At 61.7% G+C, this 20,185-nt stretch carries 19 protein-coding genes; 11 read left to right on the plus strand and 8 right to left on the minus strand.

Going from position 1 to position 20,185, the window contains the following annotated elements; genetic code table 11:
• Nucleotides 1–58: 58 nt before the first annotated feature.
• The gene (locus GMET_RS12845) at nt 59–829 is read right to left on the minus strand and encodes an enoyl-ACP reductase FabI (RefSeq protein WP_004513476.1); all 771 of its coding nucleotides are present in this window, start codon (nt 827–829) and stop codon (nt 59–61) included.
• 234 nt (nt 830–1,063) lie between these two features.
• Here GMET_RS12845 and GMET_RS12850 point away from each other — a divergent pair, with 234 nt between their 5' ends.
• Nucleotides 1,064–2,725 carry an HD domain-containing phosphohydrolase gene (locus GMET_RS12850; protein WP_004513475.1) on the plus strand — a complete coding sequence of 554 codons (1,662 nt, stop codon included), beginning with the start codon at nt 1,064–1,066 and terminating at the stop codon, nt 2,723–2,725.
• A 10-nt stretch (nt 2,726–2,735) separates the two neighbouring features.
• On the opposite strand, the gene GMET_RS12855 is transcribed toward GMET_RS12850, so the two are convergent.
• Nucleotides 2,736–2,927, minus strand: a complete 192-nt coding sequence (locus GMET_RS12855; RefSeq protein ID WP_004513474.1) for a hypothetical protein — start codon at nt 2,925–2,927, stop codon at nt 2,736–2,738.
• A gap of 178 nt (nt 2,928–3,105) precedes the next feature.
• Here GMET_RS12855 and dusB point away from each other — a divergent pair, with 178 nt between their 5' ends.
• The 5 genes from dusB (at nt 3,106) to GMET_RS12880 (ending at nt 8,603) form a co-directional block, all read left to right on the plus strand.
• Nucleotides 3,106–4,080, plus strand: coding sequence for a tRNA dihydrouridine synthase DusB (gene dusB / locus GMET_RS12860; protein ID WP_004513473.1), 975 nt, complete (start codon nt 3,106–3,108; stop codon nt 4,078–4,080).
• Nucleotides 4,077–5,168, plus strand: coding sequence for a two-component system sensor histidine kinase NtrB (locus GMET_RS12865; protein WP_004513472.1), 1,092 nt, complete (start codon nt 4,077–4,079; stop codon nt 5,166–5,168). Before dusB ends, GMET_RS12865 begins: the two co-directional genes overlap by 4 nt.
• A gap of 97 nt (nt 5,169–5,265) precedes the next feature.
• A complete protein-coding gene (locus GMET_RS12870) occupies nt 5,266–6,708 on the plus strand; it encodes a sigma-54-dependent transcriptional regulator (protein WP_004513471.1) in 1,443 nt (480 codons plus the stop codon).
• A gap of 157 nt (nt 6,709–6,865) precedes the next feature.
• Nucleotides 6,866–7,429, plus strand: coding sequence for a hydrolase (locus GMET_RS12875; RefSeq protein ID WP_004513470.1), 564 nt, complete (start codon nt 6,866–6,868; stop codon nt 7,427–7,429).
• Nucleotides 7,430–7,526: 97 nt separating this feature from the next.
• Entirely contained in the window at nt 7,527–8,603 is a 1,077-nt protein-coding gene (locus tag GMET_RS12880) for an IS110 family transposase (RefSeq protein WP_004513469.1), read from the plus strand.
• Between the two features lie 334 nt (nt 8,604–8,937).
• Here GMET_RS12880 and GMET_RS12885 read toward each other — a convergent pair whose 3' ends face one another.
• The 4 genes from GMET_RS12885 to GMET_RS12900 form a co-directional block, all read right to left on the minus strand.
• The gene (locus GMET_RS12885) at nt 8,938–10,245 is read right to left on the minus strand and encodes an enoyl ACP reductase FabMG family protein (protein WP_004513468.1); all 1,308 of its coding nucleotides are present in this window, start codon (nt 10,243–10,245) and stop codon (nt 8,938–8,940) included.
• Between the two features lie 17 nt (nt 10,246–10,262).
• Nucleotides 10,263–11,072, minus strand: coding sequence for an acyl-ACP--UDP-N-acetylglucosamine O-acyltransferase (gene lpxA, locus GMET_RS12890; RefSeq protein ID WP_004513467.1), 810 nt, complete (start codon nt 11,070–11,072; stop codon nt 10,263–10,265).
• Nucleotides 11,062–12,432 (minus strand): replicative DNA helicase, encoded by a 1,371-nt coding sequence (gene dnaB / locus GMET_RS12895; RefSeq protein WP_004513466.1) that lies wholly within the window; start codon nt 12,430–12,432, stop codon nt 11,062–11,064. The genes lpxA and dnaB overlap by 11 nt, the downstream gene beginning before the upstream one ends.
• Before the next feature lie 177 nt (nt 12,433–12,609).
• Nucleotides 12,610–12,852 (minus strand): SAP domain-containing protein, encoded by a 243-nt coding sequence (locus GMET_RS12900; RefSeq protein ID WP_390139390.1) that lies wholly within the window; start codon nt 12,850–12,852, stop codon nt 12,610–12,612.
• Between the two features lie 175 nt (nt 12,853–13,027).
• On the opposite strand from GMET_RS12900, the gene GMET_RS12905 reads away from it, so the two are divergent.
• From GMET_RS12905 to GMET_RS12915, 3 genes are all read left to right on the plus strand, one after another.
• The gene (locus GMET_RS12905; protein ID WP_004513464.1) at nt 13,028–14,653 is read left to right on the plus strand and encodes a fumarate hydratase; all 1,626 of its coding nucleotides are present in this window, start codon (nt 13,028–13,030) and stop codon (nt 14,651–14,653) included.
• 269 nt (nt 14,654–14,922) lie between these two features.
• Nucleotides 14,923–15,816 carry an ATP-binding protein gene (locus tag GMET_RS12910; protein ID WP_004513463.1) on the plus strand — a complete coding sequence of 298 codons (894 nt, stop codon included), beginning with the start codon at nt 14,923–14,925 and terminating at the stop codon, nt 15,814–15,816.
• 13 nt (nt 15,817–15,829) lie between these two features.
• On the plus strand, nt 15,830–16,771 hold the full coding sequence (locus GMET_RS12915; protein ID WP_004513462.1) for a methyltransferase domain-containing protein: 942 nt from the start codon (nt 15,830–15,832) through the stop codon (nt 16,769–16,771).
• Between the two features lie 217 nt (nt 16,772–16,988).
• On the opposite strand, the gene GMET_RS12920 is transcribed toward GMET_RS12915, so the two are convergent.
• On the minus strand, nt 16,989–18,344 hold the full coding sequence (locus tag GMET_RS12920; protein WP_004513461.1) for a DEAD/DEAH box helicase: 1,356 nt from the start codon (nt 18,342–18,344) through the stop codon (nt 16,989–16,991).
• Nucleotides 18,345–18,577: 233 nt separating this feature from the next.
• On the opposite strand from GMET_RS12920, the gene GMET_RS12925 reads away from it, so the two are divergent.
• Entirely contained in the window at nt 18,578–19,318 is a 741-nt protein-coding gene (locus GMET_RS12925) for a hypothetical protein (protein ID WP_004513460.1), read from the plus strand.
• Nucleotides 19,319–19,373: 55 nt separating this feature from the next.
• Here GMET_RS12925 and GMET_RS12930 read toward each other — a convergent pair whose 3' ends face one another.
• On the minus strand, nt 19,374–19,556 hold the full coding sequence (locus tag GMET_RS12930) for a helix-turn-helix domain-containing protein (RefSeq protein ID WP_004513459.1): 183 nt from the start codon (nt 19,554–19,556) through the stop codon (nt 19,374–19,376).
• Between the two features lie 135 nt (nt 19,557–19,691).
• On the opposite strand from GMET_RS12930, the gene GMET_RS12935 reads away from it, so the two are divergent.
• Entirely contained in the window at nt 19,692–20,180 is a 489-nt protein-coding gene (locus GMET_RS12935; RefSeq protein ID WP_004513458.1) for an FmdB family zinc ribbon protein, read from the plus strand.
• Nucleotides 20,181–20,185 lie beyond the last annotated feature (5 nt).

Below are 20,185 nucleotides of genomic sequence, written 5' to 3' on the forward strand. Positions count from 1 at the left end.
GATGAGGTTGCCGTGCAGCTGTTTGATATTCGTTCTCCGCCTTTACCGGTTCCCGGTATTACAGCCCGATGATGTTATAGCCGCTGTCCACGAAGTGAATCTCGCCGGAAACGCCGCTCGCAAGGGAGCTGGCCAGGTAGACGGCCGCCCCTGCCACCTCGTCCTGGCTGATATTGCGGCGAAGGGGCGCCTTTTCCGCCACGTGGCCGGCGATCTGATTGAATCCCCCCACCCCGGATGAAGCCAGGGTCTTCAGGGGGCCGGCAGAAATGGCGTTCACCCGGATCCCGTCGGAACCCACGGCCTCGGCCAGGTATTTGACGCTCATCTCCAAAGCGGCCTTGGCAACCCCCATCACGTTGTAGTTCGGGAAAACCTTCTGGCCGCCATAGTAGGTAAGCGCGAGAACACTCCCCTCCCTTCCCGCCATGAAGGGGTGGGCCGCCTTCATGAGGGCAATGAGGGAGTAGGCACTGATATCGAGGGCAAGGGCAAACCCCTCGCGGGTCGTATTGAGGAACGATCCCTTGAGCTCCTCCTTGCCGGCGAAGGCGATGGAATGGACGAGGATATCGATCCCCCCCCACGCCTTTCCTATCTCTTCAAAGACACTCTGTATCTCCGCGTCGTTGCGCACGTCACAGGGGAGCACGAGTGACGCCCCGACGCTCTCCGCCAGGGGGATCACCCGCTTCGCCACCGTCTCGTTGGCATAGGTTACGGCCAGTTCGGCCCCTTCGCGACGGAACGCCTGGGCAATGGCCCATGCGATGCTCTTCTCGTTGGCGATACCGAAAATGACCGCCTTCTTGCCATCCAAAAGCCCCATTCAGATTCCTCCTGAAACAGAGACGGCGCTTTCCGGCGCCATCCATTTCGTTCCTGACAATGTTGATAATCTTCTCGGCGACAAGGGAGTTCGACGCCCGGTCCGAGAGCCGTCAAGGGAGCCCCGCAGGCTACTCGGGCGCCACAACAACAGAGGGGGATAGTAATAAAAAAACCTATTTTTGGCAAGACATATGGGGTATTTGGTGGCAAACTACTCGGAGGGGTAATCACCATGATCGACACGTTCAACGCGGTTATCGAGGGAAGTGAGCGTCTGAGCGGTCTCGCCGACGTGGACGAGGTAGTGAAGGACCTGTCCCGGCTGCTCAAGAGGCTGGTCAAGAGCAGATGGATTGCCGTTTATTTCTTCGACCGGGAGCGACGCGATTTCGCACCGGCCAGAAGCTACGGCCTTCCTGCCCGCTTCGTCCCCATCTTCCGGGATATGCCCCTTGTCCCCGACAAGATCCCCCTTCTCAAGGGGCTGCTCCAGAAGAAACAGCATCTGCTCCTGTCCGACCCGAGCGTGTCGCACCTCATTCCCCAGAAGTTGAGAAAGCTCCTGCGCAACCTGACGCTGCTGGCCGTGCCGATGGTGGCCCGCAACCAGGTAATCGGGGCGGTATTCGTGGCCCGGGCCAGGGAACTCCCCCCCTTTTCCCCCGATGAAGTGGCGGTGATCCGCGACATGATCTCCCACGCGGCCCTTATCGTCTCCCACATCCAACTCTTCGACGAATCCCTCGACATGGCCCTGGATCTGGCGGGGCGAATCGACGTGATCCTTACCCTCGACGAAATCAACAAGGCGATCTCGTCGTCCCTTTCCAGCGACAAGGTCCTGGGAACCGCCATGGAGCATGTGGAGCGGATAACGGGGTGCGAATTCGTGGCGATCCTCCAGGTGGAGGGGAGTAAAATGGCGATCATGGCATCCCACGCCGGAGAGCTTCCGGTCCCCGACATTCTCCGCGCCGGTTCACGACTCCCCCGGGGGCGATGCGCCGCGTGGAATGCCCGTCGCAACGGACGCAGCACGAGCGTCGTCTTCATGGAGAAAACCGAGGGGATGCCCCCCGTGGATCAGGCACTCTACTCCCTTGGCATCCGGTCGGTTCTGGCCATTCCGCTGGTGGTCCGGAATGAGGTAAAGGGGGTACTCCTTCTGGGGGACACCGAGGCGGGGAAATTCGCCCGGGGCGAGACCTTCACCATCGAGAAGATCGCATCCCAGATGGCGGTGGCTCTGGAAAACGCCCGGCTCTACGAAGACATGCGGAGCCTCTTCATCAACACCGTGGCGAGCCTCGCCAACGCCATCGATGCCAAGAGCCCCTGGACCAAGGGGCACTCGGAGCGGGTCATGCACATCGCGGCCCGCATCGCGAAGGAAATGGGGTTTTCCGAACAGGAGGTGGAGAAGGTGCGGCTCGGCGGCCTCCTCCACGACATCGGCAAGATCGGGGTAATCGAGGCGGTCCTGGAAAAACCGGCGGTCCTCTCCGACGACGAGTTCCCCCCGCTTCGGGCCCACCCGGAGAAGGGGGTTGCGATTCTCTCTCCCATCGCCCAGTTGAATGACGTTCTCCCCGCCATCCTCCACCACCACGAGCGCTATGATGGCAAAGGCTATCCCAAGGGGCTCAAGGGTGAGGAAATCCCCCTCTCGGCACGGATCGTTTCGGTTGCCGACTCCTTTGACGCCATGGTGTCGGAGCGCCCCTACAAGAAAGGGTATACCATCGGCGAGGCCATTGCCGAGTTGCGCAGGGAGGCGGGGAGACAGTTCGACCCGAAGGTGGTGGAGTGCTTCTGCCGTTACCTTGAACGGACCATGGGGAGGGAACTCTCCGGAGACTTTCCGGAGGCGTTCAAGAAGGTTGCGGGAGGGTAGCCCTCGCCCTTCATTGCCGGACCTCCTCCCGAAGCCGATCCTCGATGGCGGCAAGGCGCCGGTCGATGGATTCCAGGAGCACATGGTTCTGTTCCACCTTCCCCTTTATGGCAAGAACCACGAACGGCATGACAAGCCAGACCACCGTCAGGATCAGGCCGAGAATCCACATCATCACCATGAAACCGCCAACGATTTCCATGCTCCCCCCCTTTTATCGCCCGACATCCGCTCTTGAAGGGTAATTCCCGCTCCGCCGAATGTCAATCGCAGGGGGCTGCCCCCTGTCATAGCCGGGAAATATTCCTTGCCTTTTTTGCCCCCCGTGCTACCATGCTTAAATTTTAAGCACATCATCGCCACACGAATAGAAATAACCAATGCTCAACCCCCTGGCCATCGGCCCCCTGACCCTGGCAAACAATCTGATCCTCGCCCCCATGGCGGGAATTACGAACCTCCCCTTCCGGCTTCTGGCCCGGGAGGAGGGGGCGAGCCTCTGCTTTACCGAGATGGTGAGCGTGAACGGCCTCGTGCGGGAGGGGCGCAAGACCTTCGAGCTTCTGCGAAGCGTGCCGGAGGACCGTCCCCTGGGGATCCAGCTCTTCGGCGACGACCCGCAGCTTCTGGCCGAAGGGGCACGGATGGTGGAGGGGCACGGCGACCTCATCGACATCAACATGGGATGCCCGGTCAAGAAGGTGGTCGGCACCGGGGCCGGCAGCGCCCTGTTGCGGGAGCCGGCAAAGGTCCGGGCCATCATCCGTGAGACCCGCCGCGCCACACGCCTTCCCCTGACCGTCAAGATCCGCAGCGGCTGGGCCTGCGGCGAGGCCAACTTCCTTGATATCGCCCAGATTGCCGAGGAGGAGGGGTGCGACGCCATCACCCTCCACCCCCGGAGCCGGTCCCAGATGTTCGAGGGGCACGCCGACTGGCAGCAGATCGCCGAGATGAAGCAGAGCGTGAAAATCCCCGTCATCGGCAGCGGCGATCTCTTCACCGCCGCCGACGTCACCGCCATGCTGGCCGAAACCGGCTGCGACGGAGTCATGGTGGCCCGGGGCGCCCTGGGTAACCCGTGGATCTTCCGCCAGGCCCTGGCCCTCCTGGACGGCAGGGAACCGGACGCACCCTCCACCGGGGAGCGGCTCCGCGCCGCGCTCCGACACCTGGAGCTCTTCACGGAGCTCGCCGGCGAGCGGGTGGCCCTGCGGGAGATGCGCAAGCACTTCAGCTGGTATTCCCACGGTCTCTCCGGCGCGGCCCAGTTCCGCAAGGCCGTCAACATCATCGAGGGAAAGGAAGCCCTTCTCGAAGCGCTGCACCGCTTCTTCGCGCCGGAGGCGCCATGAGCCCGGAAAGCCCCAACGAAGCGTTCCTTGCCACCATCATCGACAGCGTCGGCGACGGGGTCATCGTCATCGACCTGGGGGGGCGGATCACCCTCATGAACCCTGCGGCCGAGGAGATCATCGCCATCTCCCGGCGCCAGGCCATGGGGCACCCCTTCGCGGCCCTCCTCGGCAGTCAGGAGATTCTGGTGGATATGGTCGCCAAGACCGCCGCCACCGGCATGACCATCTCCGACAACGAGAACATCGTCATCAGGAAGGCGAAGCAGCTTACCCCGGTCGCGGTCACCACGTTTCCGCTCCTGCGGCAGGACGGCGAGCCCATCGGCACCATCCTCATGCTGCGGGACCTGACGAACATCCGGGAACTGGAAGATGCGGTCCGCCACGCCGACCGGCTCTCCACCCTCGGCACCCTGGCGGCGGGCCTGGCCCACGAGATCAAGAACCCTCTGGGGGGGATCAAGGGGGCGGCCCAGCTTCTGGAAATGGAGCTCCCCCCCGAGAGCGAACTGCGGGACAACGTCCGGGTCGTGGTCAGGGAGGTGGACCGGGTCAACCGGATCGTGGAGGAGCTCCTGGCACTCTCATCGCCCCGCAAGCTCCAACTCACCAAGGTGAACCTCCACAAGATCCTCGGCGACATTGTCACTCTCAGGAAACGGGCCACGGAAGGGAAGTCCGTCACGTTCCAGCAGCAGTTCGACCCGAGCATCCCGCCGATCCTGGCCGACGAGGGGCTCCTGACCCAGCTCTTCCTGAACCTGATCAAGAACGCCGTGGAGGCGGTGGACGAGCGGGGCACCATCCGGGTCGCGAGCCGGGTCCTCTCCGACTACAGCATGACCCCGAAGGGGGAGCGCCGCTCCCGCATGGTGGCCGTCGATGTCCGCGACGACGGCCCCGGTATCCCCAGGGAGCAACTGGAGCAGCTCTTCACCCCCTTCTTCACCACCAAGGCCAAGGGGACCGGACTCGGCCTCGCCATCTGCCAGAAGATCGTCACAGAGCACCGGGGCATGCTCAAGGTGGAATCGGACCCGGGCACGGGGACGACGTTCACGGTGATGCTGCCGTTAATTCAGTAACCAGGGACCAGGAACCGGGGACCAGTGGAATCAAAGTCAAGCGACTTTCGGTTTTACCGGTCCCCGGTCCCCGGTCCCGGATTTCCGAGGTTTTATCATGTTATTGCACCGCATACTCGTAGCCGACGACGAAGAAAGCATGCGCTGGGTCCTCTCCAAGGCCCTGCGGAAAAAGGGATTTTCCGTGGATCTCGCCCGGGACGGCGAAGAGGCCCTGCGCCTCATCCAGTCCGGCGACTATGATCTGGCGATCCTTGACATCAAGATGCCCGGCATTTCGGGGCTCGACCTCCTGGACCGGGTGAAGGAGCTGAAGAGCGACCTCCTCATGGTGATCATGACCGCCGAGGCAAGCATGAAGAACGCCGTGGAGGCCATGAAGCGCGGCGCCTACGACTACATCACCAAGCCCTTCGACCTGGACGTGATCGACGCCATCATCGAGAAGGTGAACCGGGCCAGGGAGATCACCTCCCAGATGTCGATCCTCCGGGAGGAACTGAAGGACCGCTATCTCCTGGAGAAGAACATCGTCGGTAACTCCCCGGCCATGCGGGAGGTCTACAAGACCATCGGCAAGGTGGCTCCCAGCGACGTAACGGTGCTGGTGCAGGGGGAGTCGGGGACCGGCAAGGAGCTCATCGCCCGGGCCATCCATTTCAACTCCAAACGGATCGGCAAGCCGTTCATTGCCCTCAACTGCGCAGCGATCCCCAAGGAACTCCTGGAGAGCGAGCTCTTCGGCTTCGAGAAGGGGGCCTTCACCGGCGCCGCGGAGCGCAAACTCGGCAAGTTCGAGCAGGCCAACGGCGGCACTATCTTCCTGGACGAGATCGGCGACATGCCCCTGGACCTCCAGGCGAAGATCCTGCGGGTCCTCCAGGAGAAGGAGGTGACCCGCACCGGTGGGAGCCAGAACATCGCCGTGGACGTGCGGATCGTGGCGGCCACCAACCAGAACCTGGAGGAACTGGCCCGGAACAAACAGTTCCGGGAAGACCTCTACTACCGCCTGAACGTGGTGCCCATCCAGCTGGTGCCGCTGCGGGAGCGCAAGGAGGACATCCCGGCCCTGGTGGAGTACTTCCTCCACAAGACCTGTGCCGAACTGGAGGTCCCCGGCAGGACCTGCTCCCCCGAGACCATGGCGCTCCTCACCGCCTACTCCTGGCCCGGCAACGTGCGGGAGCTGGAGAACACCATCAAAAGGGCCGTGATCCTCTCCTCCGACCCGCTCCTCACGCCGGCAGACTTTCCGGGGCTCCGCATCCAGCGCACCGGCGAGGCCGTCGCCACCGACGAGCTGTCGCTTGAGGCCCTGGTGGACATGAAGCTGCGGGCGAGCCTCACCAATCTCGACAAGATGGAGACCGGCGACATCTACAACCTGGTCCTCAAACAGATCGAACGCCCCCTCATCCGCTTCGTCCTGGAAAAGACCCGGGGGAACCAAGTGAAGGGCGCCGAAATCCTCGGCATCAACCGGAACACACTCCGGAAGAAGATCCAGGAACTGGGCATCGAAATCAGGAGAGACTGAAAGCCGGGACCGGGGATCAGGGACCGGGGATCAGGAAAAATCAAAAACAGCAACAAGCGAATCGGTACCATGGCCATCTACGGAGCATTACCGGGTTTTCCCGGTCCCTGGTCCCCGGTCCCCGGTCCCGAATTCCGACTGAAAGGAGGAATTACCAATGGGCATCATGGACACGTTTTTTCTCGACCGGAACCAGGCGGTACTCGTCGTCGTGGACGTGCAGGAGAAGCTCTGCGCGGCCATGAACCAGGAGGTCCTGGCACAACTCACGAAGAACACCGGCATCCTCCTGGAGGCCGCGAAGGAGCTCGGCATCCCGGTGGTGGCCACGGAGCAGTACGTGAAGGGTCTCGGCTGCACCGTGCCGGAGCTGCGGCAACAGTTCGAGGGAGCAGCCTTCGAGAAGATGGCCTTCAGCTGCTGCGGCGATGAGGCCTTCCTGAACCGGTTGGCGGAGCTGGGGCGGAAGCAGGTGATCGTCACCGGCATGGAGACCCACGTCTGCGTCCTCCAGACGATCCTGGAGCTCCGGGAGCGGGGATATCACGTCCACCTGGTGAAGGATGCGGTCATGAGTCGCAAAAAAGGGAACTGGAAGGTGGGGGTCAACGCCGCAGCAGCGGCCGGCGCGGCCATCACCTCCACCGAGGCGGCCCTGTTCCAGCTCCTGCGGGTGGCAGGGACCGAGGAGTTCAAGAAGCTGTCGAAGCTGGTACGATAGGCGAACGGTCCACAGCTGTCACAAAAAATACCATGCTGGCCATCTACTGGTAGTCTTGAAGTGACCGCTTCATACCATCAGTGAGAAGGAGGCCAACATGGCAAAGATCAGTTTAGCAGGTCTGCAGCAGTTTGTTGTTGGGTTTGAAGATGAGACTTTCCACGTCGGCATCGACGTGCATAAACGCAGTTATCACATTGCCTTGCACCGTTGCGACGGTCGAGCATTGAGCTTGGTCAGTCCGGCATCACCTCAAGCCATAATCGAACTACTTACCGGGTTGAACATCCGGGTTGGTGCTGTAGCCTATGAATCCGGCCCAACCGGGTTCTCCCTCGCCAGAATGCTCTTTGCTGCCGGGTTCCCGGTTATTGTTGCGGCTCCAAGTAAAATCCCCCGCTCCGTAACTCCTGGCGCCAAATGTGACCGGCTTGACTGCCTGAAGCTGGCCAACTATGCCGCCAAGGGGATGCTCAAATCTATCGCCATCCCAACACAACAGGAAGAAGCACGCCGAACCCTGCTGCGCCGCCGCCATATGCTTGTCGATGACGTCAGACGCTGCAAACAGCGGATCAAGGGGCTTCTGCTGTTCCTGGGCGTCGATGAACCTAAAGAGCTGGAACACTGGCAAATTGGTGTTGATGCAGTGCTGCTTGCTCTGCCGATAGACTCAGCTGCACACATGACTCTGCAAAGCTACCTGCGCGAGCTGACGTTTAACCAGGAAGAGCTGCGCAGGATCGAACACCAGTTAAAGTCGCTGACAAAAACAGAGGAACTAGCCAACACCATGACATGCCTGCAGTCGATCCCCGGCGTCGGACCGGTAGTTGCCACAACTTTCGCTATGGAGCTGTTTCGCCCAGAACGATTCAAAAGACCGGAAGAGGTCGCCAGTTATCTCGGCTTGGCTCCGGTAGTTCGGCAAAGCGGCAACAAGTCATCATCAGGCAGACTGGTTCCGGCCGGACAAACCAGATTGCGCAGCCTATTGATTGAGGCGGCTTGGATGTGGAGGAGCAGAGATTCATACGCCGAAAACTTGTATCGCCGCCTGCTCGGCAAGACGGGTATCGCTCAAAAAGCAATAGCTGTCGTAGCCCGCCGACTTGCAATCATTCTATGGCGTCTATACGTTGAGCAGCGGCCGTATCGAATAGTCATTTCTTAATTGGTGTCGCGACGGCTCTTTTGCCACTGTGGTGGCGGAATAAAAATGGCGAAACCTTCTCTAGGTACCGGATCGGTACTCGGCGCACCTAAGGCGCGAATAAGAAAAGGCATTCTCATAAAAAAGAATGCCCGGAGAGAAGGTTGGAAAGAACGCTCTTTGAAAATATCTTGACAGATGGCCACATAAGGAAAAGGCATCTTCCATAACGGAAAATGCCCCCTGAGAAGGTTGCATCACCTTCGATCTTTGAAATCATTTGACAGATGGCCACATAAGAAAGAGCCGCCCCGAGGGGACGGCTCTTTTTTTGCGTTTTCTATCCGGGTGCCGGTCAGTTAATAAGCCGGCGGGCGATGGTATCGTGGTTCAGCCAGACTACCGGCGCCTGGGGGCTCCAGGAATGATCGAACATGAGGCGTCCCACCGCCTGGAAGACCGATTTCGAGAGTTCAGCGCAGACCACGTTCTTGGGGTCGGCGCTCATGGTCATAAGCTCGTCGGAGACGGTGAGCATGAGGCTCGCCTGCTCCGCGGTATTGTGGTGGGGCCACTGCTCATAGGTCCCGAAGGGGTTCAGGACCGGCGACGAGAGGTAGGCATCGGCCTTGGCTAGGAGAGCGTCAAGGGTCTCCCCTTCCTTCAGGAGCCCCTGGCAGGCATCCCATATGGCCGTGGCCGCGGGTCCGTCCCCTTCCTTCCGCAGGGCCGCCAGCAGCGGGTAGAGGGATATTTCCACCCCCAGAAAGAGGGCGCTGGAGTTGGTCTGGATCTCGGGGGAATTGTAAACCGTGGCCTTCACCCCCTCCTGCCAGGCCTTCGTGGCGACCTCCTCCAGGCGAATCTTGGCCCATCCCTGGAGGTAGGGGGTGTAGGACTGCCACCGGTATTCTCCGCCGATGAGCACCGCGCAGCCGTGGTAGCCGAAGGCCGAATAGGAAATGCGGGAACCGGCCCCCTCCACCCGACTCCGGAGCCCAGCGGTGGCGGCGATGAGGGCGCCGAAGGTGTCGGCGGTCACCTCGTCGAAGGAGAGGGAGCAGAGCTGCCCCACATCGGATTTCCAGAAGGGTCCTGACGCCAGGTAGCGGTCTCCCTGCCCCTTGAAGACCCGGTTCAGGATTGGCATGAGGGTCCTGGCCCGGGGGATGCCACCAGCCATGGTGTGCGCAATGAGAACGTTGGCCCCGGCCGGGATGAGTCCGTCCAGATCTTTGGCGAAGAGAGCAAGATTCTCCCGGAAGCGGGCGAGCCCCTTCTGCCGCGACTCCTCGATGGCGGCCATGTCGAGCCGCGTCTCCACCACCGTGTCGGGCTTTACCCCCTTGAGGCGGTCAGCGGGGGTGAGGCCGTCGGCGGCCGGCTCCAGGTCGAACCCGGCTTCCAGCGGCACGTTGATGATCTTCCCACCAAGGTTCGCCTCGGCCTCGGCAAGCTCCTCGGGAGTGAGGGGACGGAGCGGTCCGTTGTTGTCGCGGCGCCCCACGGTGGCACCGATGATGGTCATGCCGGCTTTTTTTGCCTCGTCGACGATGCCGTTGGCGTACCCCCGGCCGAAGAGTTCGCCGAATAGGACGAAGACGTCGCCCTTACCATAACCGGCGGTCGCAGGAATCTGTTTCAAAGGATTGTATTGGGTCATTGGGGAAACTCCTCTTTTTAGTCTTTCTCTTCCACGTCCACGATCACGCCGTGTCCGAAGCAGACCCCCCGCTTGGCGCTCTTGATGAAGTCCAGAAGGTAGCGGACATCGTCGGTAATGGTGAGAGTGCGCTCCGCCTCGGCCAGGGCGTTTTGCATATTGAGCCCCGAAAGGAAGAGGAGTTTGAAGGCATTCTTGATGGCGCGGATGCGGGCCTGGTCAAAGCCGTTGCGGCGCAGTCCCACGAGGTTCAGAGCCTTAACCGTGTGGGTGTCGTCCATGATGCAGAAGGGGGGCACGTCGCGGGAGGTGCGGGAAAGCCCCCGCATCATGGCAAATTTTCCGATCCGGCAGAACTGATGCACCACGCAGTTGCCGGAGACGATGGCCCGGTCCTCCACCACCACGTGGCCGGCCAGGAGCACCCCGTTCACCAGGATGATATTGTTCCCCAGCACGCAGTTGTGCCCCACGTGGGAGTTGACCATGAAGAAGTTGTTGTCGCCGACCACCGTGTTCGTCCCGGGCCGGTTCCCCCGGTGGATGGTGGCACCCTCGCGGATGATGTTGCCGTTGCCGATGATGGTCCAGCTCTCCTCCCCTTTGTAGCCGAAGTCCTGGGGGTCATGGCCAACGATGGCTCCGTAATGGATCGTGTTGTTCTCGCCGATCTTCGTCCAGGGGCCGATGACGGCGTTGGCCATCACCTTCGTGCCGGCGCCGATGGAGGAATGGTCCCCCACGATGACGTTGGCGCCGATCTCAACGCCGTCGGCGATGGTGGCGGAGGGGCTTATCTGTGCTGAAGGATGGATGCTAGTAGTCATGACGTTTCTCCAGGTTTTCGAACTTGGTGTACTGGCCGTTGAACAGGAGCTTTACCGTTCCGATGGGGCCGTTACGCTGCTTGCCGATGATGATCTCGGCGTCCTTGTCGTGCTCCTTGGTGCAGGAGCCGTCCCGCTTCTTGCAGTCGTCGCAGTAGACGGCGTCCCGGTAGACGAACATGATCACGTCGGCGTCCTGCTCGATGGCGCCCGATTCCCGCAGGTCGCTCATGATGGGGCGCTTGTCGGTGCGGCTCTCCAGGGAGCGGTTCAGCTGCGACAGGGCCACCACCGGCACGTCCAGTTCCTTGGCCAGGGCCTTGAGGGAGCGGGATATCTCCGAGATCTCCTGCTGGCGCGACTCGGTGCTCGACCCCCGCATGAGCTGCAGATAGTCGACCACGATGAGCCCCAGACCGTGCTCCGCCTTGAGACGCCGGCACTTGGCCCGCATCTCCAGCACCGGGATGGCCGGAGTATCATCGATGAACATCTTCGCCTTGGCCAGCTTGTCGGCCCCGCTGGTCAGCTTGTGCCAGTCGGTATCCACCAGATGGCCGGTCCGCAGGCGGCTCGCGTCGACTCGGGACTCGGAGCAGAGAAGCCGCATCACCAGCTGCTCCTTGCTCATCTCCAGGGAGAAGATGGCCGCCGGCGCCGGCGTGCTGGCGTGGGCCGCGGCATGCTGAGCGATGTTGAGGGCAAAGGCGGTCTTCCCCATGGAGGGGCGACCGGCGATGATGATGAGGTCCCCCCGCTGGAAGCCTGCAGTCATCTCGTCCAGGTCGTAGAAACCGGTGGGGACGCCGGTGACATGCTCCTTCTTCTCGTAGAGGGTCTCTATGTGCTTGAAGGTATCCTTGAGGATGGTGCCGACCAGCGTGAACGCGGGGCGAAGCTTGTTGTCGGCAATTTCGAAGATGTTCTTCTGGGCCGTGTCGAGAAGCTCCTCCACCCCGGTCTCCACGTCGTACCCCTTGGTGACGATGTCGGTGGCCGCGGTGATGAGACGGCGGGTGATGGACTTCTCCTTCACCATCCGGCAGTAGTAGGCGATGTTGGCGGCAGTGGGGACGTAATCGACCAGGGTGGCCAGGTACGCGGCCCCTCCCACTTCCTCCAGCTCCCCGAAGCGTTTGAGCACGTCGGTGAGTGTAATGAGGTCGCAGGGTTCGTTGCGGGTGGAGAGGTCCACCATGGCCCGAAAAATCTTCCGGTGGGTCTCCCGGTAGAGGTCGTCGGCCTCGATGATCTCCAGGGCGCGGTTGATCGCCTCGTTTTCGAGGAGAATCCCGCCGAGGATCGACATCTCGGCCTCAATGCTCTGGGGAGGAACTTTTCTCAGGTCTACTGCGGACATGGCCTGCCTTGGGAATGTTTAAAACGAATGCCGGAAGCAAGTGGGGGAAGGGGGTACTATAACTCGCGCCGCCTACCCGGTCAACGATTTTGACCCGCCTCCCCATCGGCACAAAAGCAAAGGCGGGGCGACCAAACAGCCCGCCCCGCCCTTCATTCCTCCGCGCAGCACCGGGTTTCAGTCACAGTCCTCCCGCCACAGGCACTGGTCCTGACCACAGTTTGCGGCCTTTCCCTCGGCATAGCAGTCGGAATTCCCTTCCATGCGCTGGATGGCCTTGATCAGCTCGGCCTTTTTCAGGGTGCCGGCCTTGACCCCCCGCTGCTTGGCAATTTCCTTGATCTCCTGCATCTTCATGGTGCTTTCCTCCCGAATGAGCTTTTCTGCTGAGGCCTCTGTTGTTCCGATTATCATCGTCATGTTACCGCGTTATGACGTTCTTACAACATGTACCAGAAGATCGGCTGTTCGCAACTGCAATCTCCCGGTTATGTTCAACTTCCCTCTCGACAAAATGAAAAATATTACATAAGATTGCGACCTGCATACTGTATACAGAAAACTCCTCATAAACCCACGCGAAAGGAGAGCATGTATGTCCACCAAGCCGTTCGTTTACCAGGAACCCTTCCCCCTCGAGAAAGATGAGACGTCGTACTACAAGATTCCCGACTCGGAGAAGTATGTCAGCGTCGCAACTTTCGAAGGGAAAGAGGTCCTCAAGGTCGATCCCGAGGCACTCACCGTCCTGGCCAACACGGCCATGAGGGACGTCTCCTTCCTGCTCCGCCCCGAGCACAACGAGTCGGTGGCCAAGATCCTCCGGGATCCGGAAGCCTCCCAGAACGACAAGGGGGTTGCCCTGGCATTCCTGCGGAACGCCGAGATCGCCGCCAACTTCGAGCTCCCCCTCTGCCAGGACACCGGCACCGCCACCGTCGTGGCCAAGAAAGGGCAGCAGGTTTGGACCGGCGGAAAGGACGAGGAGTTTCTCTCCAAGGGGGTCTACAAGACCTACACCGAGGAAAATCTCCGCTACTCCCAGACCGTGGCCCTGGACATGTACAAGGAAGTCAACACCGGCACCAACCTGCCGGCCCAGATCGACATCCAGGCTGTGGACGGCGATTACTACAAGTTCCTCTTCATGGCCAAAGGGGGGGGCTCCGCCAACAAGACCATGCTCTACCAGGAGACCAAGGCACTCCTTACCCCGGACAGCCTGCTCAAGTTCCTGGTGGGCAAGATGAAGTACCTGGGAACCGCCGCCTGCCCGCCGTACCACATCGCCGTCGTGGTCGGCGGTACCTCGGCCGACGCCTGCATGAAGGCGGTCAAGCTCGCCTCCGCCAAGTACCTTGACGCCCTCCCCACCACGGGGAACGAGCACGGCCGGGCCTTCCGCGACGTGGAACTGGAGGAGAAGCTTCTCCAAGAGGCCTACAAGCTCGGCATCGGCGCCCAGTTCGGCGGCAAGTACTTCGCCCATGACGTACGGGTCATCCGGCTTCCCCGCCACGGCGCCTCCTGCCCCGTGGGGATGGCGGTCTCCTGTTCCGCCGACCGCAACATCAAGGCCAAGATCACCCAAAACGGCCTCTTCGTCGAGGAACTGGACCGCAATCCGAGCCGACTCATTCCCGAGCAGTACCGCGGCAAGCATGAGCACGGGGTCAAGATCGACCTGAACCGCCCCATGAAGGAGATCCTGGCCGAACTGAGCAAGCACCCGGTTTCCACGCCGCTGCTGCTGAATGGCACCATCGTGGTGGGGCGCGACATCGCCCACGCCAAGTTCAAAGAGATTCTCGACAGCGGCAAACCGCTCCCCGACTATCTCAAGAATCATCCGATCTACTACGCCGGACCGGCCAAGACCCCGGCTGGCAAGCCTTCCGGCTCCTTCGGCCCCACCACTGCCGGCCGCATGGACTCCTACGTGGATCTTCTCCAGGCGAACGGCGGCTCCATGATCATGATCGCCAAGGGGAACCGGAGCCAGCAGGTGACCGATGCCTGCAAGAAGCACGGCGGCTTCTACCTGGGCTCCATCGGCGGCCCTGCCGCGGTCCTGGCCGAGGAGAACATCAAGAAGGTCGAGTGCATCGACTTCCCCGAACTGGGGATGGAAGCGGTCTGGAAGATCGAGGTCGAGAACTTCCCGGCCTTCATCCTGGTGGATGACAAGGGGAATGACTTCTTCAAGCAGTTGGGTCTGTAGTATCCCCCATGAAAGTGGCAAAAGCCCCCGGTCGTATCTCGCGGCCGGGGGCTTTTCCGTGTGCGGAAGGGAATTCTCCCTACCCGCGCGGGGAGCGCGTTTACGGCCACAGGCCCGGGGTTTGGACTTGACAGAGGGCGCTGGGATGACGTATACCAAAAACAACCACTGTTTTATCTTGTTTTTTCGAACCGTTAGCCGCTTTACCGCGAACACGTCGCTACAGTCTCACAAACTTGCATAATCAACATCACGAAAAGAGAAAAACCATGCTTACCATGAAACCCGAATTCGTTGCCCAGCTGGAACGCGTCCTCAGCTCCGTGGAGATGCTCCTCCCCCGGGCCGTAAAGCCGGTCAACTGGTCCACCTGCTACGCCGCCAACTGGCGCCGCCATTCCTTTTCCGGCTTTCTCCAGGCGGTCAGGGTGACCGATACCACCTCCCTCCATGAACTGCTGGGAGTGGAGAAGCAGAAGGAGATCATGATCAGCAACACGCGCCAGTTCCTGAAGGGGCTCCCAGCCAACAACGCCCTCCTCTGGGGATCCCGGGGGACAGGGAAGTCGTCACTGGTGAAGGCGCTCCTCAACGAGTACGCCTGCGAGGGGCTCCGGGTCATCCAGGTGGAGAAGGAAGACCTCATCTATCTCTCGGACATCTTCTCCGCCGTGGAGGGCGAGCCCTACCGCTTCATCCTCCTCTGCGACGACCTCACCTTCGAGCCGGGGGAGCTGACCTACAAAATCCTCAAGAGCGCCCTGGACGGGTCGGTCTACTCCCCTCCCGAGAATGTCCTGATTTACGTCACGTCCAACCGCCGTCACCTCCTTCCCGAGTACGAATCAGACAACATCGGCTGGAAGCTGGTCAACGGCGAACTGCAGGAGAGCGAGGCCACGGAGGAAAAAATCGCCCTCTCGGACCGGTTCGGCCTCTGGGTGCCGTTCCACGTCTTCACCCAGGACCGCTACCTGGAAGCGGTGCGCCTCTGCGTGGAGCGCGAGGCCCGCACCCGGGAGGTGGATATCCCCTGGTCGGAGCAACTAAGGCTCGACGCCATCCAGTGGTCCCACGACAAGAAAAAGCGCTGCGGCCGCACCGCCTACCAGTTCTCCAAGCACTGGGTCGGCAAGTACCTCCTGGCCAGACAGGCCGCGTGAGGCGCCGACTCCCATGAAGCGGAGCATTGCCCCCCTCCTCGTCTGTCCCGCCTGCCTCCCCAAGGAGCGCCCCCTGGAGCTCACGGCCACCGCCGAAGCGGACGGCGACATCACGGCGGGCCACCTCTCCTGCAAGGGATGCCGGCGCCGGTTCCCGATCCGGGACGGTATTGCCGTGCTCCTTCCCGATCCGGACACGGGGCCGTCGGGGGGACAGTGGAAGTACGAGGAGCAGGGGACGCTGGCCACCTATCTCTGGAGCCACTTCGCGGACCTGGCCGGGGACCCGGAGGCGGGTGACGCCTACGCCTCCTGGGCGTCAGCCCTTGCCGGAAACGCCGAAACCTCCCTCGATGCCGGCTGCGCCGTGGGGAGGCTCACCTTCGAACTGGGGCAGCGGAGCGGGCTCGCGGTGGGCTTCGATCTCTCCCTCACCTTCATCCGGGCGGCGCGGCAACTTGCCCGGGAGAGACAGATCCGTTTCTCCCTTCCCCGGGAGGGGAACCTGCGGGATGAATTCCGCCTTACCCTCCCCGATTGCTGGCGGACCGACGAAGTGGAGTTCGTCGTGGCCGACGCCCTGGCCATCCCCTTCGCCCGGGAGACCTTCGACCGGACCGCCTCCCTGAACCTCATCGACCGGGTCTCCTACCCCCTGGCCCACCTCTACGAGATGAACCGGGTCGCCCGACTGTCTGGTGCATCGTTCCTCTTGTCCGATCCCTTTTCCTGGTCCACGGCCAACGCGCCGGAAGAGAAATGGCTTGGGGGAACCGAGTCGGGCCCCTACTCGGGGCGGGGAATGGACAACGTCAAGGCAATCCTGGGGGGGAAGGAGGCGATCATCGCCCCCCCCTGGACCGTCGCCCGGGAGGGGAGCGTCTGGTGGAAGATCCGCTCCCACCGCAACCACTTCGAGCTGATCAGGAGCGAGTTCCTGGTGGCGGAGCGGTAATAAGACATCAAATAACACGGAGAAACGGAGAGCACGGAGTAAAACCCTTTCAAGCCAATCCCGTTGAAAGCAATGTTCTCGCCTCTGTAGCATTTCAATCTATTTTATTTTCTCCGTGTTCTCCGTCTCTCCGTGTTATTCAACTGACTTTTTAATAGAAAGGGGGAAGCCGCCAGCGCAGCTTCCCCCTCTTTCGTTTCCGTGACAGCAGTGCAGGTCAGCGGGGCTGACGGCGCTGCTGGCCGGTGCGCTGGCCACCGGTTCCGGCGGTGCGGGCTGGATTTGCCTTCGCAGCTTGGGGCTGGGAACGCCTCCCCTCGGCGGGTTTGGCGCTTCCCGGCTGATGGGATGCACCTTGACGGGCTCCCCCCTTCTTCGCCTCCGTGGGACGGCGGGACGGCATGGGCTGCCGGGGGGGACGAGCGAACTCGGTGTCCTTTTTCGGTGCCGGCACGCTGTAGTCGAAGCCGGCCATGGTGCGGCGCTCTAGGGAGGTGTTGAGCTTACGCTCGATAGTGCGGACCATGGCCGTATCTTCGCTCGTCACCATGGTGAAGGCGTCGCCGCTGCGGGCGGCCCGGCCCGTGCGGCCTATGCGGTGGATGTACGCCTCGGCGGTGTCGGGGATGTCGTAGTTGATGACGTGGGACACCTGGGAGACATCAATCCCCCGGGCGGCGATATCGGTGGCCACGAGGATTTGGAAGGTGCCGTCCCGGAACCCGTCCAGTGCCGCCTGGCGCCGGTTCTGGGAGAGGTTCCCCTGGAGGGACGCGGCCTTGTAGCCGGCCTTCTCCATTTGCTCACCCAGCCGCTTGGCCCGGTGCTTGGTGCGGGTGAAGATGAGGACCGACTCGGTGTCGGTGTGACGCAACAGCTCCAGCAGGAGCGGCGTCTTCAGGTGCTGCTCCACCGGGTAGAGGGCATGGGTGACGGTGACCGCCGGGGCCACGGTCCCCACCTGCACCGTGACCGGGTCCCGCAGGATCTCCTGGGCCAAGACCCTGATGTCGATGGGCATGGTGGCCGAGAAGAGGAGGGTCTGGCGCTTGGGGGGAAGCTGCTTCAGGATCCGGCGAAGGTCAGGGAGAAAGCCCATGTCGAACATCTGGTCCGCCTCGTCCAGGACGAGCACCTCCAGGTGCGAGAGGTCGATGGTCCCCTGGGCCATGTGGTCCAGGAGCCGCCCCGGGCAAGCCACGACGATCTCCGCGCCCGCCTTGAGCTTCTGAATCTGGGGGTTGACGTTAACGCCGCCGTAGACGGTGACACTCCGCAGCCGGGTCTGGCGCCCCAGGGTGACGAAGCTGTCATTGATCTGCTCGGCCAGCTCCCGGGTGGGGGCAATGACCAGGGCCCGGACGCGCCCCCGCTCTCCCTGGGCGAGCCGATGCAGGATCGGCAGCGCAAAGGCTGCGGTCTTGCCCGTGCCGGTCTGGGCGAGCCCCATGACGTCGCGCCCCTCCATGACAGTCGGTATCGCCTGGGCCTGGATCGGCGTAGGGGTCGTGTACCCCGCCGCCGTGACACCGGCCATAACCTGGGGGTGGAGGTTGAACTCCTTGAATTCCATTGATTCCTTCTTTCTGCGTTCCTCGAAGCAAAAAAGCCCTGGTAAATTCCAGGGCTTACGATTGTCGCGGTATCCGGGAACAGCTGATGGTAATGGCAAGACCGTAGCAGTTTTGGACGAAATCTGTCAAGGGATTATGCCGCACATCCCCCTCTACGTTTGCATTTCCAGTCAATCACTGTACCCTTGGAATCAGTACCGCGGCCATCAACTCCCCTGGCAGGTGAATCCCCATGAACGGCAGAACCTACAAGCTCGTTACCGGCATCATCTCTCTTTTCATCGCCCTCTTCCTGGCATGGCGGATCGGCCTCTGGCTGGAGCCCGAACCGAAGCAGAAAAACCCGGCGCCGGTGGTGCCGTCCCCCGCCGCCAAGGAGCCCCCCTTTGTGACGGGAACAGTGCGGAAAGATCTCAACTTCGAGGTGCGGAACGTCAGGTTCGGCAACAGGGGGAAAACCGTGGAGGGAATCGGAATCGTCACCTTCGACAGCGATCGGTCGGACCTGAAGGCAGCGGCGGTGGCGATGCTGAAGAAGCTGAAGGAGAAAGTCCCGGCAGCGGAGAGAATCGTCCTGACCCTGAAACCCTCGGTGGACTGCCCCGTTTGTGCCATGGCCGAGGTTACCTGGGACCGGGGGAAGGTGGATATGCGCTACGGCATCCCCTCCCTGGAGCAGATGGAGGAGGCCAACACCCTCATCGGCACCAAGGATAAAAAGGGTGAAACGGTGGACCGCCCCCGCCTCTACCTCCCCGACAGGGAGACCTTCGCCGCGGGGCTTGCCATCACCCAGGCCATCGATGCAGCCCGGAAGAAAAACCCCTCACTCGGTGACGACCAGCTCCTGGAGCAGGCGGCCGCGGCCACGGGGCTCAACTACGCAGTTGCCCGGCGCAGCAGAGATTTCATGGCCGCCTACTACACAGCCACCGAATATGGAGAAGAGACCTTCACCCTCTCTCTTCCGTAGGGGCTGCGACTTTTACGCCATCTCGCCGCCGTCCTGGGATTAACGTGATTTCCCGTCAGAGGCCGGTCAACTCCTCCACCTTCAACTCCAAGTCGTCGCCGTTCACCCGGACGATCTTCCCCCCCTCATCCTCGCTTCGCACAAGGCCATCCTCCACCCACGAGAGAATCCGCGCCGAGGGAACGCCGAATTTCGCTGCCGCCTCATCGAGGGTATACCAGATTTTATCCATGGACATGACATTGCCTCCTTCCCGGGAACCTGCTTCCAGTATACCACCCCATACCGCAACCGTCTCCGGGACCACCGAACTTGACGGGGCAGGAACTCCGTGGTTATCTTGCTGCATACGGTATCGAAAGGAGCCCCATCAATGCCGGTCTACGAATTCTACTGCGCCGACTGCCACACCATCTTCAACTTCCTCTCCCGCCGGGTGGATACGGAGAAGCGCCCCGACTGCCCCCGGTGCGGCCGTCACGAACTGCAACGCCAGGTATCCCGCTTCGCCTTCTCCAAGGGGAGAACAGAAGAACCGCTGGAAGGGATGCCCGATCTGGACGAGGAAAAGCTGGAGCGGGCCATGATGGGGCTGGCCGGAGAGATGGAGGGGATGGACGAGAACGACCCCCGGCAGATGGCCCGCTTCATGCGCAAACTCCAGGATGCCACGGGGATGAATCTGGGATCGGGATTCGAGGAGGCCATGCGACGGCTGGAGGCAGGCGAAGACCCGGAAAAGATCGAGGCGGAGATGGGTGACCTCCTCGACGCCGACAATCCCTTTGCCAAAGAGGGGATTCGGGGGATAAAAAAGAGGCTCGCCCCCCCGGCCCACGACGATACGCTTTATACCATGTAATTGCG

Origin of the sequence: Geobacter metallireducens GS-15 (genome assembly GCF_000012925.1) — a bacterium.
Lineage (GTDB): Bacteria > Desulfobacterota > Desulfuromonadia > Geobacterales > Geobacteraceae > Geobacter > Geobacter metallireducens.